General features: G+C 70.7%; 17 protein-coding genes. 9 read left to right on the forward strand and 8 right to left on the reverse strand.

The window, feature by feature from the left end:
• Positions 1-2 precede the first annotated feature (2 nt).
• A complete protein-coding gene (locus GXW71_RS29865; RefSeq protein ID WP_211856374.1) occupies positions 3-542 on the forward strand; it encodes a hypothetical protein in 540 nt (179 codons plus the stop codon).
• On the opposite strand, the gene bdcA is transcribed toward GXW71_RS29865, so the two are convergent.
• Positions 543-1,256, reverse strand: a complete 714-nt coding sequence (gene bdcA / locus GXW71_RS29870) for an SDR family oxidoreductase (protein WP_211856375.1) — start codon at positions 1,254-1,256, stop codon at positions 543-545.
• 75 nt (positions 1,257-1,331) lie between these two features.
• Here bdcA and GXW71_RS29875 point away from each other — a divergent pair, with 75 nt between their 5' ends.
• Positions 1,332-1,937: a TetR/AcrR family transcriptional regulator gene (locus GXW71_RS29875; protein WP_211856376.1), complete on the forward strand. Its 606-nt coding sequence runs from the start codon at positions 1,332-1,334 to the stop codon at positions 1,935-1,937.
• Between the two features lie 18 nt (positions 1,938-1,955).
• Here the strand turns inward: GXW71_RS29875 and GXW71_RS35560 are convergent, their stop codons facing one another.
• The 3 genes from GXW71_RS35560 to GXW71_RS29890 form a co-directional block, all read right to left on the reverse strand.
• Positions 1,956-2,540, reverse strand: coding sequence for a GNAT family N-acetyltransferase (locus GXW71_RS35560; protein WP_211856377.1), 585 nt, complete (start codon positions 2,538-2,540; stop codon positions 1,956-1,958).
• 102 nt (positions 2,541-2,642) lie between these two features.
• The gene (locus GXW71_RS29885) at positions 2,643-3,086 is read right to left on the reverse strand and encodes a DUF5990 family protein (protein WP_211856378.1); all 444 of its coding nucleotides are present in this window, start codon (positions 3,084-3,086) and stop codon (positions 2,643-2,645) included.
• A 16-nt stretch (positions 3,087-3,102) separates the two neighbouring features.
• The gene (locus tag GXW71_RS29890; protein ID WP_211856379.1) at positions 3,103-3,360 is read right to left on the reverse strand and encodes a GlsB/YeaQ/YmgE family stress response membrane protein; all 258 of its coding nucleotides are present in this window, start codon (positions 3,358-3,360) and stop codon (positions 3,103-3,105) included.
• 225 nt (positions 3,361-3,585) lie between these two features.
• Here GXW71_RS29890 and GXW71_RS29895 point away from each other — a divergent pair, with 225 nt between their 5' ends.
• Positions 3,586-3,972 carry a response regulator gene (locus tag GXW71_RS29895; RefSeq protein WP_211856380.1) on the forward strand — a complete coding sequence of 129 codons (387 nt, stop codon included), beginning with the start codon at positions 3,586-3,588 and terminating at the stop codon, positions 3,970-3,972.
• A 13-nt stretch (positions 3,973-3,985) separates the two neighbouring features.
• Here GXW71_RS29895 and GXW71_RS29900 read toward each other — a convergent pair whose 3' ends face one another.
• The gene (locus tag GXW71_RS29900) at positions 3,986-4,216 is read right to left on the reverse strand and encodes a hypothetical protein (protein ID WP_211856381.1); all 231 of its coding nucleotides are present in this window, start codon (positions 4,214-4,216) and stop codon (positions 3,986-3,988) included.
• 277 nt (positions 4,217-4,493) lie between these two features.
• Here GXW71_RS29900 and GXW71_RS29905 point away from each other — a divergent pair, with 277 nt between their 5' ends.
• Both GXW71_RS29905 and GXW71_RS29910 read left to right on the forward strand, forming a co-directional pair.
• Positions 4,494-5,999 (forward strand): ATPase domain-containing protein, encoded by a 1,506-nt coding sequence (locus GXW71_RS29905; RefSeq protein ID WP_211856382.1) that lies wholly within the window; start codon positions 4,494-4,496, stop codon positions 5,997-5,999.
• A gap of 55 nt (positions 6,000-6,054) precedes the next feature.
• On the forward strand, positions 6,055-8,064 hold the full coding sequence (locus GXW71_RS29910) for a hybrid sensor histidine kinase/response regulator (protein WP_211856383.1): 2,010 nt from the start codon (positions 6,055-6,057) through the stop codon (positions 8,062-8,064).
• A 13-nt stretch (positions 8,065-8,077) separates the two neighbouring features.
• Here GXW71_RS29910 and GXW71_RS29915 read toward each other — a convergent pair whose 3' ends face one another.
• Positions 8,078-10,426 carry a putative bifunctional diguanylate cyclase/phosphodiesterase gene (locus GXW71_RS29915; RefSeq protein ID WP_211856384.1) on the reverse strand — a complete coding sequence of 783 codons (2,349 nt, stop codon included), beginning with the start codon at positions 10,424-10,426 and terminating at the stop codon, positions 8,078-8,080.
• A gap of 389 nt (positions 10,427-10,815) precedes the next feature.
• On the opposite strand from GXW71_RS29915, the gene GXW71_RS29920 reads away from it, so the two are divergent.
• Positions 10,816-12,399 (forward strand): GGDEF domain-containing protein, encoded by a 1,584-nt coding sequence (locus GXW71_RS29920; protein WP_211856385.1) that lies wholly within the window; start codon positions 10,816-10,818, stop codon positions 12,397-12,399.
• 24 nt (positions 12,400-12,423) lie between these two features.
• Positions 12,424-12,840 carry a VOC family protein gene (locus GXW71_RS29925; RefSeq protein ID WP_246527019.1) on the forward strand — a complete coding sequence of 139 codons (417 nt, stop codon included), beginning with the start codon at positions 12,424-12,426 and terminating at the stop codon, positions 12,838-12,840.
• A 160-nt stretch (positions 12,841-13,000) separates the two neighbouring features.
• On the opposite strand, the gene GXW71_RS29930 is transcribed toward GXW71_RS29925, so the two are convergent.
• Together GXW71_RS29930 and GXW71_RS29935 are read right to left on the reverse strand one after the other, a co-directional pair.
• On the reverse strand, positions 13,001-13,330 hold the full coding sequence (locus tag GXW71_RS29930) for a hypothetical protein (RefSeq protein WP_211856386.1): 330 nt from the start codon (positions 13,328-13,330) through the stop codon (positions 13,001-13,003).
• Positions 13,331-13,525: 195 nt separating this feature from the next.
• The gene (locus tag GXW71_RS29935) at positions 13,526-14,134 is read right to left on the reverse strand and encodes a TetR/AcrR family transcriptional regulator (RefSeq protein ID WP_211856387.1); all 609 of its coding nucleotides are present in this window, start codon (positions 14,132-14,134) and stop codon (positions 13,526-13,528) included.
• A 101-nt stretch (positions 14,135-14,235) separates the two neighbouring features.
• Between GXW71_RS29935 and GXW71_RS29940 the strand changes: the two genes are divergently transcribed.
• Together GXW71_RS29940 and GXW71_RS29945 are read left to right on the forward strand one after the other, a co-directional pair.
• On the forward strand, positions 14,236-14,979 hold the full coding sequence (locus tag GXW71_RS29940) for an SDR family NAD(P)-dependent oxidoreductase (protein ID WP_211856388.1): 744 nt from the start codon (positions 14,236-14,238) through the stop codon (positions 14,977-14,979).
• The coding region (locus GXW71_RS29945; protein ID WP_211856389.1) for an MFS transporter at positions 14,976-16,041 on the forward strand (1,066 nt) is incomplete at its 3' end. The genes GXW71_RS29940 and GXW71_RS29945, both read left to right, overlap by 4 nt.

Consider the following 16,041-nt stretch of genomic DNA (forward strand, 5'->3'; position numbering starts at 1 on the left):
TCGTGCGCATCACCAAGGTTCTCCTCATCGGCTTCGCGGTGGTCGCGGCGCCGGGATTGCTCGGCTCGGGCTGGGTCGCCTGGAACGCCTGGCAGGGGCTGCAACGCGCCCAGGGCGCCGAAGCCGTCGCCGAGGCGCTCCGCACCTCCATGCAGGCGCAGACCCTGCTCGCGGAGGAGAGTGCCGATCTCAGCGCCGCCGCCCTCACCCGCCGCGGCGATGCCCGCATGCTGCGCCAGGCCGCCAACCTCACCCACCAGCGCATCGAAGCCGTCACCGCCGGCGCAGCCGCCGCCGGCCTCGCGGTGCCGGATCGCGGCCTGGTCGCGGGGCTCGACGCGCTGCGCCAGCGCGTCGTCGCCAGTGCGACCGGCGCCACCGGCAGCGGGGCGCCGGATACGGCGCTCAGCCAGGCCGTGCTGCGCGCGCGGCGGGAAGCCATCGCCGAGCTCGGATTCAGGCTTTTCGGCGATTCCGCCTCAAGTCATCACGCTCCAGAGAGAGCCTGGCCGGGGCCACCAGTGGCCCCATGCCCCGCCTGATCAGGCGCCGAAGCCGCCGTCGATCGTGTGCATGGCGCCGGTCACGAAGCCCGCCTCCGGCCCCGCCAGCCAGGCCACCATCCCCGCCACGTCCTCTGGCCGCCCGTGGCGCTTGATGGCCATGACGGCGTGCTGGATGTCCTTCATCGGCCCATCCGCCGGGTTCAGGTCCGTGTCGATGGGCCCGGGCTGTACGACGTTCACCGTGATCCCGCGCGGCCCGAAATCCCGTGCCAGCCCGCGCGCCATGCCCTGCAGCGCCGACTTGCTCATCGCGTAGGCCGACAGGCCCGGGAACGGGATCCGGTCGCCGTTGACGGAGCCGATCACGATGATCCGCCCGCCCTCCGGCATCCGCCGTGCCGCCTCGACCGCCGCGTGGTAGGGGGCGTTCACGTTGATGCGGATCAGCCGGTCCACCGCGTCCGGGTCCTGCTCGAGCGGATCGCCGAAGGCGCCAACCCCCGCATTCACCACCAGCACGTCCAGTGGCCCGCTCTCCCGCACCCGCGCGATCACCGCATCCCGATCCGCGCTGTCCGTCACCACCGCCGTGGCGCCCGTTTCGGCCGCCAGCCGCTCCGCCGCCTCCTTTGAACCGGCATAGGTGAAGGTCACGGCCGCGCCCTCCCCCGCGAAGCGCCGCACGATCGCCGCCCCGATCCCCCGGCTGCCGCCGAGCACGAGAATGGACTTACCCTGAAAATCGGCCATCAGGCCCTCCTTGAGGATCAACCTAGTGGCCGCTACATAAATCTTTCGAAGGCTCCGTCAAGGCATTTTGTACTGATGACTACAAATTCTCCGCGCCCCCGCGGCCGCCCCCGCCGCTTCGACCCGGAGCAGGCCGTCGCCACCGCCCAACGCCTCTTTCACGCCCGCGGCTACGATGCCGTCAGCGTCGCCGACCTCACGGAGGCGCTCGGCATCAACCCGCCCAGCTTCTACGCCGCCTTCGGCAGCAAGGCCGGCCTCTACGCCCGCATCCTCGGCCGCTACACGGCCGCCGAGGGTGTCCCCTTGACCGAGATCCTGCGCCCCGGGCGCCCCGTTGCCGAAGCCCTCGCCGAGGTACTCGAGGAGTCCGCCCGCCGCTACGCCGCGGACCCTGCCGGAGGCGAGCCTGCTGCCGCCGGCTGCCTCGCCATCGAAGGCGCCCGCTGCAACGACCCCGCGGCGCGGGAAGCCGCCCGCGCTCTGACCGCCGCCGCCGAGGACACCCTCCGCCGTTTCGTCGCCGCCACCCACCCGGAGGCGGCCGGGCGCTTGGCCGACTATGTGGTCACTGTGATGACCGGCCTCTCCAGCATGGCCCGTGAGGGTCACAGCCTGGATCGCCTGCACGCCACGGCCCGGCTTGCCAGCCTCGCCATCGCGCAGGAGCTTCGTGCCTGAGCACCTCTTTTCCCGGGCTTAGCGCGGCGGCCGCAGCATCGGGACGAGGGTCGGCGACGAACCGACCTGGATCGCGCCGAGCGGCTCGAAGCCGTGGCGCCCGTAGAACGGTATGTTGCGCGGGTTCGAGGATTCCAGATAGGCCGGCGCGTGATCGCGATCGCACTGCGCGAGTGCGAACGCCATCAAGGCATCGCCGTGACCTTCGCCTTGATGCGCCGGGTCGACGCCGATCAGGGGCAGGTACCAATGCGGTTCGGTCGGGTGGTACTTGGCCATCTGCTCGAATATGGCCGCGGCTTCGGCGGCAATGGAGGGCGCGACCGTGGTCTCGACCACCGCACCAAGCCCTTCCTCGTCCGCATGCACCCCGGGCGGCAGCCACAGCGCCGTCCCGGCGTAGCCGTCGGTGCAAAAGGCGCTTCTGTTGGAGAATGCCCTGCCCCCGAACGCGCGGGCCATGCGCGGCATGGCCGCAAGGTACTGGTGTGCCTGCGGCCAGGTCCATCGCGCCATGGGATCCGCTGCAAACGCCAGCACGACCGTCTCGACCGCCGGATCTTCATCGGCCGCGTCCATGACCCTCACTGTCGGCGATTTCACGCTGCCCTCCTGACTCCGGTGGTTCGACGAGGCGTCCGCCCCGAACCGGCCCTGGGATACGCTCCCAGGCCTGCGGGAACGCCGCGACAGCAGGCCAGAACGTCAATGCTCGGCGATACGCCGCGCCGTCGGCCGCACAGTGGCGCAGGCGGGCGTGCCGTCCATGCCCGTGCCGCCGACCCTTGTCTCGATGACGCCACCGGTACTCGCCGCCCGGTCCAGCAGGTCATTTTCGATATCGTGGATGTCGATCTTCATGCGACGGGACCAGGGTGAGGATGGGTCACCGGCCAATTGGCCGACGCGGATATAGACGAACCGGCGCTCCGGACCTTCGCGACGCACCTGATCGCCCAAGAACTTGGGACCCGGTCCTACCCGGACAGGGAAATCAAACACGAGCGGCTCGCCCTCACGCGAGTATTTCGGATCGAGCGGCAGTTCATCCTTTGCCTGCAGGCTATGGAGCACGCCGATCACCGGCTGCTCGATGATGATGCGGAAATCGATGACGGTCTGGTCCGCTCGCGCCATGCGGGTTGGCACGACGCGCGCCGGTCTCTCAGCCCTGGGAACGCTTCGCGATCATGCCGTAGATCGCGAGGAGGATCAGCGCGCCGACCACCGCGCCGATGAAACCCGCCCCCTGCCCCGCCTGGTACCAGCCGATCGCCTGGCCGAGATAGGTCGCGACCATGGCGCCGACGATGCCGAGGATCGTCGTCAGGATGAAGCCGCTGGGCTCGTTCTTCCCCGGCATGATCCACTTCGCGACGATGCCGGCGAGGAAGCCGATGATGATGGTCCAGATCAAACCCATGGCCGCTCTCCCCCAGGGACTGCCGCGCGGCCGGCCGCGCCGTCCCGGCAGGGTGCCGTGCGCCGCGCCCCGGCGCCAGCAGGCCGCGTTCAACTCTGCAGCAGCCCCTGGCCGCCGCCGCGCACGGTGGAACGTGGGGATAATCGCAGGACCGCCGGAAACCATCGCCGCTGCGGGGAGTTGTCGGCCCGCCCGTGCGATCACCACAGCTTGAAGGAGCCCCCCGTGCCAGAAGCCGCGCCCGCCGACGGACCACGGATTCTCCTGCTCGAGGATGAGTGGCTGATCGCGGAAGCCACGGCGCATTCCCTCCGCCGGCTCGGCTACCAGACACTAGGCCCGGCGCATTCGGTGAGCGATGCGTCCGACGTCCTGGCGACGGCGACGCCGGATGCCGCCCTGATCGACACCGTCCTCAGTCGGGAAAGCAGCCTGCCGATCGCCGACCGCCTGACGGAGCTCGGTATCCCCTTCGCCTTCTACAGCGGCTTCGAGAGGTCCGACCTCCCCGAGCGCTTCAAGGATTGCCGGTTCCTGCGCAAGCCGATCGGGGAAGCAGCCCTCAAGGCGGAGCTGGAGGCCTTGCTTGCCACCGCCCGCGCGCGCGGCTGAGGGCACCGGTCCCTCAGCGCGCCGCCCGCCAGCCGCCCGCCTCGGGTCCCGCCGGCAGCGGCAGGGCGGCGTCGATCGCGTCGTCGCGCTCCAGCGCCCCCTTCACCTGCTCCGCCTCGGCGGCGGTCCGGTAGGAGAGCGGCAGGATGCGCTCGGTCACGCCATCCTCGCAGAGTTCGACCAGAAGATAGGTCAGGTTACCGCCGTAACCGTCGACGGTGATGATCCTGTAGGCCTTGGCCATCGGCATTGCGGAACCTCGCCCTGGCAGCGTCACGCGGCGTTCCGTCGTCGGGGGCCAACGGATGGCGGCGCCGCTGCCATCGCATCCCGGCGCCTGGATACAAGGCTAGCCAGCGCCAGGTTAACAAAGCCTGGGCGCGCGGCGGCGCCCTCCCCCGCGCGTGAGGAAACCCCGCCCAAGCAGAACACGTTGAGGTCCCGCAAGGAGCGGCCCCCTGTCGCCCGAACGTCCCGGCGCCGTCCCGCGCGGGCATGACGAGGAGAACCGGAGAGCTTCCATGGATGCCAAGCAGACCAGCCGGAAGGCCAGCACGGGCGTCGACGGCCTGGACGACATCCTCTCGGGTGGCCTGGCCCCAGGCCATGTGTTCCTCCTCGAAGGCAATCCCGGCACCGGCAAGACCACCATGGCGCTGAGCTTCCTGCTCGCCGGCGCCAGGGCCGGCGAGCGCGGCCTCTACATCACCCTCTCGGAGACCGAGCAGGAGCTGCGCGACGGCGCCGCATCCCATGGCTGGGAGATCAACGGCAATATCGAGGTCTTCGAGGTGGCGCCGCCCGAAAGCCTGCTCGATGCCGGCCAGCAGCAGAGCCTGCTCTATGCCTCGGACCTCGAGCTCGGGGAGACGGTCAAGCGGATCCTCGAAGCCTTCGAACGGGTGCGGCCGGACCGGATCGTGCTCGACAGCCTGTCGGAGATCCGCCTGCTCGCCCAGGGTTCGCTCCGCTACCGCCGGCAGATCCTGATGCTGCGCCACTACTTCGCCCGCCACGGCGCGACCGTGCTGCTGCTCGACGACCTCACCTCCGACGCCATGGACAAGACCGTGCACAGCCTGGTGCACGGCGTGATCCGGCTCGAGGAGCTGGCCCCGGCCTATGGGACGGAGCGGCGGCGCCTCAGGATCGGCAAGTATCGCGGGCAGTCCTTCCGCGGTGGCTACCATGACTTCGTCATCCGCAAGGGCGGCGTCACCGTGTTTCCGCGCCTGGTCGCCTCCGAGCACCGCAAGCCCTTCACGCGCCAGCGGATGAGCAGCGGCATCGCCAGCCTCGATGCGCTGCTCGGCGGCGGCATCGAGCAGGGGTCCAGCACGCTGGTGCTCGGCCCGGCCGGTACCGGCAAGAGCACCTTCGCCTTGCAGTTCCTGGTGGCCGCGGTGCGCCGGGGCGAGAAGGCCGCGCTCTTCGTCTTCGACGAGGAGCTCGGCCTGCTGTTCGACCGGACGCGCGCCCTCGGCTTCGACCTGGAGGCGATGCGCGAAGCGGGGTCGCTGCAGATCGAACAGGTCGACGCCGCCGAGCTGTCCCCCGGCGAATTCGCCCACCGCGTCCGCCAGCGCGTCGCGCATCTCGGCGCCAGGACCGTGCTGATCGACAGCCTGAACGGCTACCAGGCCGCGATGCCCGAGGAGAATGCGCTGATCCTGCATATCCACGAGCTGCTGCAATACCTGAACCGGCAGGGTGCGACGACCTTCCTGACCGTCGCGCAGCACGGCCTCGTGGGTGACATGCGGACGCCGGTCGACATCACCTACCTCGCCGACACGGTCATCCTGCTGCGCTACTTCGAGGCGATGGGCAATGTCCGGCGCGCCGTCTCCGTCATCAAGAAGCGCACCGGCCACCACGAGACGAGCATTCGTGAATTCCGCTTCGGCGACCGCGGCATCAGCCTGGGCGAGCCTTTGCACGACTTCCAGGGCGTGCTGCGCGGCGTGCCGATCTTCACCGCGAACGCCATGCTCCAGGCAACCGAGACCATGGACGACGGCCATTAACACAACCGCTGCCCGACGCGCGCTGATCCTGACGCCACAGGGCCGCGATGCGGCGGTGGCGGAGGAGCTGCTGCGCGGCGCGGGCATCGCGGCCCTGCTCTGCACCGACCTTGCCGCCTTCGAGCAGGCGCTCGACGAGGACACCTGCTTCGCTATCGTGGCGGAGGAAGCGCTCCGCCAGGCCGACCTGCGCGGCATCGCCGCCACCCTCGCGGCCCAGCCGGCCTGGTCCGACCTGCCCTTCATCGTGCTGACGCGCCGGGAAAGCGCATCGCCGCGCGAAGCCTCCGCGGAGCGGCTGGCCGAGCTGTTCGGCAATGTGAGCTTCCTCGAGCGCCCCTTCCACCCGCGCACCTTCGTCAGCGTCGCGCGCACCGCGCTCAAGGGGCGGCAGCGGCAATACGAGGCGCGGGCGCGGATCGAGGAGCTGCGCGAGAGCGAGCAGCAGCTTCGCACCGCACTCCTCGCGGGACGCCTGGGGTCCTGGCAGATCGACCTCGCGACCATGGCGCTGAGCGCCTCGGCGACCTGCAAGGCGCTGTTCGGGCGCGGCCCGGACGATGCGCTCTCGTTCGCCGACCTCATCCGCTGCATCCATCCCGAGGATCGCCGGCGCGTCGAGGACGCGATCCGCGGCGAGCTCGCGCCCGATGCCGATCTCGCGATGGAGTTCCGCGTGGCCTGGCCCGACGGCAGCATCCGCTGGGCGGATATCCGCGCCCGCCTGGTGCGGGACGGGCATGGCGGCCGGGGGCGGCTGGTCGGCGTCTCCTCCGACATCACGGAGCGCAAGGACGCCGACGGCCAGCTCCGGCGGAGCAACGAGACGCTGGAGGAGCGGGTCGCCGAGCGCACCGCCGAGCTGGAACGGGCGCATGCCGCGATGCTGACCCAGATCGCGCATCGGGAACGTGCGGAGGAGCAGCTTCGGCAGGCGCAGAAGATGGAGATGATCGGCCAGCTCACCGGGGGCGTCGCGCATGACTTCAACAACCTGCTGATGGCCGTCCTCTCCAATCTCGACCTGCTGCGCCGGCATGTCGCGGGCAATCCCGACGGGGAGCGGCTGATCGACATCGCATCGCAGGGCGCGCAGCGCGGCGCCGCATTGACCCAGCGGCTGCTCGCCTTCGCGCGCCGGCAGGATCTCCAGCTCGTGCCGACCAACCTCGTCGACCTGGTCCGCGGCATGACCGATCTTCTGGCGCGTTCGATCGGCGACGCGGTCGAGCTGCGGCTGGACCTGCCGATCCGGTCGCCGCCGGTGATGGTGGATGTCAACCAGATCGAGCTCGCGCTGCTGAACCTCGTCGTCAACGCGCGGGATGCGATGCCCGAGGGCGGCACCCTCAGGATCCGGATCGACAGCGCCAAGGCCACGGGAGATGGCGACCTGCCGGCCGGCCAGTACACGCGCCTGGTGGTGATCGATTCCGGACATGGCATGGACGCCGAGACCCTCAAGAAGGCGACGGAGCCCTTCTTCACGACCAAGGAGCTCGGCAAGGGCACCGGCCTCGGGCTGTCCATGATCCATGGCCTCGCGATTCAGCTCCGCGGCGCGCTGCGGCTCACGAGCGAGGTCGGGCGCGGGACGCGGGCCGAGCTGTGGCTGCCGATCGCGGCGGCGGCAGACCAGCCGGAGGCGGAGGCGCCGGAGGCAGCGGCGCCGCCGCCGCCGGCCGCCGCGCCCGCCGCCGCGGAGAAGCACAGGATCCTCGTGGTCGACGACGACCCGCTGATCGCGATGACGACGGCGATGATGCTGAGCCATCTCGGGCATGAGGTGCTGGAGGCCTCCTCGGGCAAGCAGGCGCTGGAGATCCTGCAGCGGGAGGACGGTGTCGACCTGCTGATCACCGACTACTCCATGCCCAAGATGACCGGCGCGCAACTGGCGGAGGCGGCCCGCGCCATGCACCCGGACCTGCCGGTGCTGCTCGCGACCGGCTATGCCGAGCTGCCGGCCGGGGAGAAGATCGACCTGCCGCGCCTCGGCAAGCCCTACCGGCGCGAGCAGCTCGATGCCGAGATCAGGAAGCTGCTGGCCGGCGGCAGCGCCTGACGCTGAGGCTCGCTCAGCTCTGCTGGAGTGCTGCTGCGTCGATCGTGGCGCTCGGGCGGCCGAACAGGTAGCCCTGCGCCGCCGTGCAGCCGCCGGCGCGCAGGATCCGGCACTGCTCCTCCGTCTCCACGCCCTCGGCCGTCGTCGCCATGTTGATCGCGGCGCAAAGCTCGATGACCGAGCGCACGATCGCATCGCTCTCCCGCGAATGGCCGAGCCGGCGGATGAAGCTGCGGTCGATCTTCACCCGATCGAAGGGAAAGCGCTGCAGGTACCCGAGCGAGGCATAGCCGGTGCCGAAATCGTCGAGCGCGATCGACACGCCGAGTGCCTGGAGTTCATGCAGTGCGGCCAGCGTCGCTTCGGTGTCGCTCAGCAGCACCATCTCGGTGATCTCGAGCTCCAGCCGCGCCGGGGCTAGGCCGGAGAGCCGGAGCGCCGTCGCGACCATACTGGGCAGATGGCCATGCGCGAACTGGATGGGCGAGAGGTTGACCGCGACCTTCTGCCCGCCGGGCCAGCGCGACGCTTCCGCGCAGGCCTGGCGCAGCACCCATTCGCCGAGCGGCACGATGGCGCGCGTCTCCTCGGCCAGCGGGATGAAGCGCTCGGGCGTGATCAGGCCACGTTCCGGATGGTGCCAGCGCAGCAGCGCCTCGAACCCCGTCACCCCGCCGGTCCTGAGGTCGACCTGCGGCTGGTAGTGCAGCACGAACTCATTCGCCTTCAGCGCGCGCTGCAGGTCGAGCTGCAGCAGCCGCCGGAGCTGCGCATGCGCGTTCATCTCCGGCTCGTAGTAGCGGAAGCAGCCGCGCCCCGCCGCCTTGGCGCGGTAGAGCGCCAGGTCGGCATGGCGCAGGAGCTGGTCGGGATCGAGCCCATCATGCGGCGCCAGCGCGATGCCGACGCTGACGCCCGCGACGATGTGGTGACCGTCGATGTCGTAGGGCGCGCCAAGGCTCTCGATCAGCCTCTGGGCCAGCAACCCGGCATCGCTGCCCTGGCTCAGCGCGACCTGCACCACCGCGAATTCGTCGCCGCCGAGCCGGGCGACCGTGTCCACCTCTCGCATATTGGCGCGCAGGCGTTCGGTGACCGCCTGCAGCAGTTGGTCGCCGACCGGATGCCCGAGCGTGTCGTTGACGTCCTTGAAATTGTCGAGGTCGAGGCAGAGCACTGCGCAGGTCTCTCCACGCCGGACGCGGGCCATCGCCTCGTCGAGGCGGGTGCGGAGCAGCACCCGGTTTGCGAGCCCGGTCAGCGCATCATGATGCGCGAGATGGGCGATGATTGCCTCGGCGCGCCGCTGGCTCGCCAGCACGCGCAGCTCGGTGCGCGCCTGCTCCAAAAGGTGCCGCCCGCGGAGCTGGCGGATGCGCAGCAGGACGGTCACGGCGATCCCGGCGGCGAGGCAGGCCAGCGCCGCCAGGACCTGGGCCACCTCTCGCCGCCAGTGCGCCAGCCCTTCGGCGACCGTCCGGGTGACAGCAACCACCACCGGATAGCTGGTGAGCACGCGCACCGCAAAAATGCGCTCCTCGCCGTCGATCGCACCGACCCGCCGGCTGACGCCGTTGTCGGACCGCGCGAGCATGGCCTGGAAAGCGGCGGCGACGTCCTCCATCCGGGATCCGATGACGTCGCGGACCGGGGGCGAGCGCGCCAGCAGGTAGCCGTCCCGGCGCCAGATCGCGATGCTGGCGCCTGGTCCGGGCAGGACGAGGCCAAGGAACTCCTCCAGCCGGGGCAGGCTGAGGCCGACGCCCACGATGCCGAGGAAGTGCCCCTCCGCCGAGCGGATGCGGCGCGTGATATAGAGGTTCCAGGTCCCGGTCTGCACGTTGCGCGCCGGTGGCGCCAGATAGCTGTCGAGGTCGGGGTTGTCGAGCAGCACCCGGAAATGCGGCCGATCCGCGATCGAGAAGGCCGGCTGCGGCCAAGCCCGGGTGGAGGCGATCGTCAGCCCGTGGGCGTTGGTGAGGAAGACCGCCTCGATCAGCGGCAGGGCGGCGACACGGGCTTGCAGTTCCTGGTGGATCGCGCGGCTGGCAAGCCGTTCATTGAACTCCTCGACGCTTCGCATGCCGAGGTCGCCGATGATCCTGGCCAGGTCATCCTGCACCAGCTCGACCGAGCGAAAGCTGTTGTCGGTGAAGCTCGCCAGCAGCAGCGCCTGGTTGGCGAGTTCCCGCTCCGTGTCCCACAGCACATGCCGGCGCTGGTTCGACAGGAGCAGCAGGGCAGCAATGCAGGCGACGGCGAAGATCGCGAGGCCGGCAAGCACCAGCCGGCGCGCCGCGCGGCGAGTGCCGTCCTGCGGCGAATCCCCGGTCCCGGAAGCACTACCGAGAGAAGGCCGCACGAGTGCTTCCCTCAATCCTCTGCAGGAGGTCCAACCGGGCCAGGATACCAGGAATTGGATAGAACAATCGCATGCATTCTGGCATAATATTTCCGCGCTTCTTGCGCATTATGCTCGACCGCCTCGCATCCTATTCCAATCAGGAAAATAATATGTAAACTTGCCTCCCGCATAGGCGATCAGGCTTCGCTTGCGGTAATCGCTGCTCGGCTCCGCGGTGGTCTCAACCTGTGCCATTCACGGCACCCGGCATCTGCAATCTGCGATCCCGATGTGGAACAACGCGTCCGCATCCATGCATACCACTGCTGCGTGAGGTACCTCCGGCCCGGATCAACAGGATGGCGACATCCGTGTAGTCTCCTGGCCGTCGCAGCGCAGGCGGGGCTATGGACGGGACGGATGGCGGGGCTGACCCGACCGCAGGATCGACAAGAACCCCGACGCGCATCGTCCGCCTGCTGACCGCCCTCGGGATCGCCATCGCGGCCGCGATGCTGGTGCTCGGCGGCCTCCTGCTGCTCGATGCGCGGCGCGACGCCTGGCGCCGGGCAGAACAGGCCGCCAACAACCTGGCCCTGACCTTGGAACGCGATATCGGGCGCAACATCGCGGCCTATGATCTCTCGCTCCAGGGCGTGATCGAGGCGCTGCAGCAGCCCGGCCTCGACGACGCCAGCCTCGGCGTGCGCCGCACGGCGCTGTTCGACCGCGCGGCCACCGCGGAATTCCTGGGCTCGGTCCTGGTGCTCGACCGCGACGGCAACGTCACAGAGTCCTCCATCTCGCTCCTGCCGCCGCGGCTGAACCTCGCCGACCGGGATTATTTCCAGGCCCAGCGGGACCGGCTGGACGCCGGCCTCTTCGTCAGCCGCCCCTATCGCAGCCGGCTCAGGCAGGGCGATGTCAGCATCGCCATCAGCCGCCGCCTGCCCGATGCCGGCGGGCAGTTCGCGGGTATCGTCATGGGCGCGCTCCGCATCGCCTATTTCCAGGAGCTCTTCGCCAGCCTCGACCTCGGTCCCGGCGGCTCGGTGACCTTGTTCCGGCTGGATGGGCGCGTCATCGCGCGCCATCCCTTCAACGACGCCGACATCGACCGCGACCTGAGCGGCTCGGCGAATTTCCGGCGCTTCGCCGCGGAGGGTTCCGGCAGCTTCGTCGGCCGGGCGGCGATCGACGGCGTCGAGCGCCTGTACAACTTCCGCCGCGTCGGCAACCTGCCGCTGATGCTGGCCGTCGCCACCTCGGTCGAGGACATCTACGCGGCCTGGCGCACCAAGGCGCTCGGCATCGGCGCCATCCTGATCTTCCTCTGCGGCGCCTCGGTGGCGCTCAGCCTGCTGTTCCGGCGCGAGCTGCTGCGCCGCTTCAGGGCCGAGACGGCGCTGGCCCAGGCCGCCCGGAAGCTCGCGGTGCTGGCGGCGACCGATGGCCTGACCGGCCTCGCCAACCGGCGCCAGTTCGACGAGGCGCTGGAGCGGGAATGGCGGCGCGCCGTCCGCAGCGGCACCCCGATCGCGCTGCTGCTGCTCGATGCCGACAACTTCAAATTCTACAACGACCATTACGGGCATCTGGAGGGGGACAACGTGCTGCGCAGCATCGCCGACTGCGTGCGGCTGCTGGTGCGCCGCCCCGCGGATACCGGCGCCCGCTATGGCGGCGAGGAATTCGCGGTGCTGCTGCCGGAGACCGATGCGGTCGGCGCCGCCGGCGTCGCGGAGCGTCTGCGCGCCCGGGTCGAGAGCCTCGCGATCCCGCATGAGGGCAGGCCGGAGGGCCGCGTGACTGTCAGCATCGGCGTCGCCGTCGCGCGCCCCCGCCACGGCGACCAGGACAGCGTGCTGGTGCGGGAGGCGGATGCGGCGCTCTATGCGGCGAAGAGCACCGGTCGCAACCGCGTTGCGACCGCCGATGGCAGCGACCCTTCGCTGCAAGCGTCAGAGCCCGTCGAGGGCGGCTCCCGCTGACCGCGGCGGGGCGCGGTGCTTTCCATGCGCGGGGAGAGCACCGATCCTGCGCCGAATCGGGGCAACGGGCGGGAGGGGATGATGGCGGTGATCCGGGTGGTGGCCAATATCGCGACGCCGGATGTCGGGAAGGCGCGCGCCTTCTATGAAGATCTCCTCGGCATGCGGGTGGTGATGGATCACGGCTGGATCGTGACCTTCGCCGCCGAAGGCAGCGCGCGGCCGCAGGTCAGTGTCGCGCGCGAAGGCGGATCCGGCACCGCGGTGCCGGACCTCTCGATCGAGGTCGACGACCTGGACGCGGTGCATCGCCGCGCCCTGGCGCAGGGCCTCGCCATCGAATACGGACCGGTGCGGGAGCCCTGGGGCGTCCGGCGCTTCTACCTGCGCGACCCCTTCGGCCGGCTGATCAACATCCTGGTCCATGACGCCGGCGGCTGAGGCGCTTCCGCCTCACGTCATCACGCTCTTCGAGCAGTTTGTTTGATCGCGTGATTCAGACTTTTCGGCCGAACCGGCCTCCAGTCATCACGCTCTTCGAGCAGTTTGTTTGATCCCATGATTCAGACTTTCGGCCGAACCGGCCTCCAGTCATCACGCTCTACTGGCCGCAATCGGCGGGGGCGGCCGGATCGATCGCGCGGTAGCGCCCATTGATGGTGACCACACTCAGGCAGCTTCGCGCCGCCCGGTTCCACCAGAAGCGCGTCGTCGTCCCCTGCCGGCGCGCGATGACATAGCCGCGTTCGACCAGTGCGGCAGCACCACCCGCCGTCGCCTGCGCGCCGACGAGGTCCGCGACCCCGGGCGCCGCGGACGATGCCGGCACCGCCCCGGGCACCGGCCGCAGAGACGACTGCCCGCCCGAATCGGCGCAGGCCGCCAGGCCGAGCAGCAAGGCTGTCACCCCGAAGGTGCGGATCATCGTCATCGGCTGTCTTCCCGCGCCTCGGCGCCGCTGGAGCGTGATGACTGGAGGCCGCTTCGGCCGAAAGTCTGAATCACGCAATCAAACAAAGTCCTGGGAGCGTGATGCGCGAGCGGAAGCGAACGCATCAGGCGCCAGCATCGCGCAACGGCCCGCCGTCGGGAACCGGCGGCGGGCCAGGCCTCACCCCGGCCCGGATCATGCGGCGAAGGCCGGGCCCGCGAAAGCGCGGAGCCCGCCGGCCGCGATCGCCTCCAGCGTCGCGGCATCGGCGCCGTCGCGCGCCATCAGCGACATGCCGTGCTGGAGCGTCGCATAGAAGGCGGCGGCGGCGGCGCAGTCGAAATCGCCGGGCAGCTCCCCTTCCGCCACCGCGCGGTCGAAGCGGGCGCGGAGGCGGGCCAGGTTCTGGGCGCGGCGCCGCTTCAGATCGTCCGAGACCGGGTCGCCGGGCACGCCCGCATGCCGCGCGCCGAGCACGATCAGGCAGCCGCGCGGGCCGGTGCCACGGGAATAGGCCCGCGCGGTGTTCACCAGGAAGGCGGCGATGGCATCGGCGATGGCGGGCTCCCGCTCCAGCGCATCCCACATCTCGCCGCCGACGCACGCCTGGTAGAGCGCGACCGCTTCGTGGAACAGCGCCTCCTTGCTGCCGAAGGCGGCGTAGAGGCTGGGCGAGGCGATGCCCATCGCCTGGGTGAGATCGGTCATCGAGGCTGCCTCGAACCCCTTGTCCCAGAACACCTCCATGGCCCGCCGCAGGGCGACCTCTCGGTCGAAGCCCCGGGGGCGGCCGCGCTTCTCCATCCGCCGCTCCAATTCTGTACCACACGACACATAAATCGCTTGACCGGCCGGGGCAAGCACAGGCAGGAATATTGTGCTGATCGACACAGAAAGGAAACGCGATGCGCCCTCTCGACCAAAAGACCGCCCTCGTCACCGGCGGCAGCCGCGGCATCGGCGCCGCCATCGCGCGCCGCCTGGCACGGGATGGCGCGGCGGTCGCCATCACCTATGTGAACGGGGCCGCGGCGGCCGAAGCCGTGGTTCGCGCCATCGAGGGCCAGGGCGGCAAGGCGCTGGCGATCCGCGCCGACAATGCCGATCCGGCCGCCGTCGCGGCGGCCGTCGGCCGTGCGGCGGAGGCGCTCGGCCGCATCGACATCCTCGTCAACAATGCCGGCATCTTCCATGCCGGGCCGATCGCGGAATTCTCGGCCGCGGATTTCGACCGGACCATGGCGATCAACGTCCGCGCCGCCTTCGTGGCTGTGCAGGCGGTGCTGCCGGTGATGCCGGATGGCGGGCGCATCGTCTCGATCGGCAGCAACCTGGCGCTGCGCGCGCCGACGCCCGGCCTCAGCCTCTACAGCACCAGCAAGGCCGCCATCGCGGGCCTCACCCAGGCGCTGGCGCGCGAGCTCGGCCCCCGGCGCATCACCGTCAACGTCGTGCATCCGGGGTCGACCGACACCGACATGAACCCGGCCGACGGGCCGCATGCCGCCGACCAGCGCGCGCTGATGGCCAATCCCGCCGGCTATGCCGCGCCGGAGGAGGTCGCGGATGTCGTCGCCCACCTCGCCTCCCCCGGCGCGCGTTCAGTGACGGGTGCCGCCTGGACCATCGACAACGGCGCCAACCTGTGACGCCCCGGCGGCGCCCGTCCGGCGGCGGCGCCCGCCCGCCGGCCTCAGAGGGCTGGGCGCTCGCCTTCGGCGCGGCGGTCGTCGTCGCCGTCGAATTCGTGGTCATCGGGCTGGCGCCCGCCATGGCGGAGGCAACGGGGCTGACGCCGCAGGGGGCGGGCTGGCTGGTGACCGGCTTCGCCCTCGGCTCCGCGCTGCTCGGGCCGGTCGCCGCCATCGCCACGCGGCGGCTCCGCGCCGATCGGGCGATGATGCTGGCGCTGCTGCCCTATGCGGCCAACCTGCTGGTGCCCCTGCTGCGGGAGCCGCTGCTGATCCAGGCGCTGCGGGTGGCGCAGGGCGCGACCCTGCCGCTCTTCATCGGCGTCGCCTCCGAGGTGCTGTCGCGGCTGCTCGGGCGCGACGACCGGGCGATTGCGCGCATCTATCTCGGCGTCACCGTCGGCGGCCTGCTCGGCGTGCCCGGCGGCGTCGCCATCGCGGCGGCCGCGGGCTGGGCCGCGCCCCTGCTGCTGCTGGGCGGCCTGGCGACGGCGGCCATCGCCGCCATCGCGGCGCTGCCGCGGCTCCGGCTGCAGGCGGCGCCGCAGGCAGGCATCGGCGATCAGCTCCGGGTGGCGGCGGAGCCGGCCGTCGCCCTGCACCTGCTGCTGTCGCTGCTGCAATTCGCGGCCATGTTCTGCACCTATGCCTATCTCGGCACGATCCTCGGCGCCGCTGGACAGGACGGCGCGGCGATCGGCGGCTGGCTGCTGCTCTTCGGCATCGCGGGGCTCGCCGGTAATGCGCTCGCCGGCCATGCCGCCGGCCGCGCTGCCGGCACCGCCGCCGCCGGGGTCGCGGCGGTGATCGCGCTGCCGGGCCTGGTACTCCAGGGGATGCCGCTGCCGCCGCTGGCGCTCACGCCCCTGCTCGCGGCCTGGGGTGCCGCGCATGCGGCGGGGTTCGTCATCTGCCAATTGCGCGTCACCCGTGCCGCGGCGCGCACGCCGCGCCTCGCGGCCGCGCTGAACATCTCGGCCGCCAATCTCGGCATCGCGCTCGGCGCGGCGGCGGGCGGCT

The sequence above is a fragment of the Plastoroseomonas hellenica genome, assembly GCF_018129085.1.
Classification (GTDB): Bacteria; Pseudomonadota; Alphaproteobacteria; order Acetobacterales; family Acetobacteraceae; genus Plastoroseomonas; species Plastoroseomonas hellenica.

Excerpts from the sequence above, each read along its gene's own strand:
- bdcA (WP_211856375.1), bottom strand. The coding sequence starts at position 1,256 with ATGGCCGATTTTCAGGGTAAGTCCATTCTCGTGCTCGGCGGCAGCCGG.
- GXW71_RS29875 (WP_211856376.1), top strand. The coding sequence starts at position 1,332 with ATGACTACAAATTCTCCGCGCCCCCGCGGCCGCCCCCGCCGCTTCGAC.
- GXW71_RS29890 (WP_211856379.1), bottom strand. The coding sequence starts at position 3,360 with ATGGGTTTGATCTGGACCATCATCATCGGCTTCCTCGCCGGCATCGTC.
- GXW71_RS29900 (WP_211856381.1), bottom strand. The coding sequence starts at position 4,216 with ATGGCCAAGGCCTACAGGATCATCACCGTCGACGGTTACGGCGGTAAC.
- GXW71_RS29905 (WP_211856382.1), top strand. The coding sequence starts at position 4,494 with ATGGATGCCAAGCAGACCAGCCGGAAGGCCAGCACGGGCGTCGACGGC.
- GXW71_RS29920 (WP_211856385.1), top strand. The coding sequence starts at position 10,816 with ATGGACGGGACGGATGGCGGGGCTGACCCGACCGCAGGATCGACAAGA.
- GXW71_RS29925 (WP_246527019.1), top strand. The coding sequence starts at position 12,424 with ATGCGCGGGGAGAGCACCGATCCTGCGCCGAATCGGGGCAACGGGCGG.
- GXW71_RS29930 (WP_211856386.1), bottom strand. The coding sequence starts at position 13,330 with ATGACGATGATCCGCACCTTCGGGGTGACAGCCTTGCTGCTCGGCCTG.
- GXW71_RS29935 (WP_211856387.1), bottom strand. The coding sequence starts at position 14,134 with ATGGAGAAGCGCGGCCGCCCCCGGGGCTTCGACCGAGAGGTCGCCCTG.
- GXW71_RS29940 (WP_211856388.1), top strand. The coding sequence starts at position 14,236 with ATGCGCCCTCTCGACCAAAAGACCGCCCTCGTCACCGGCGGCAGCCGC.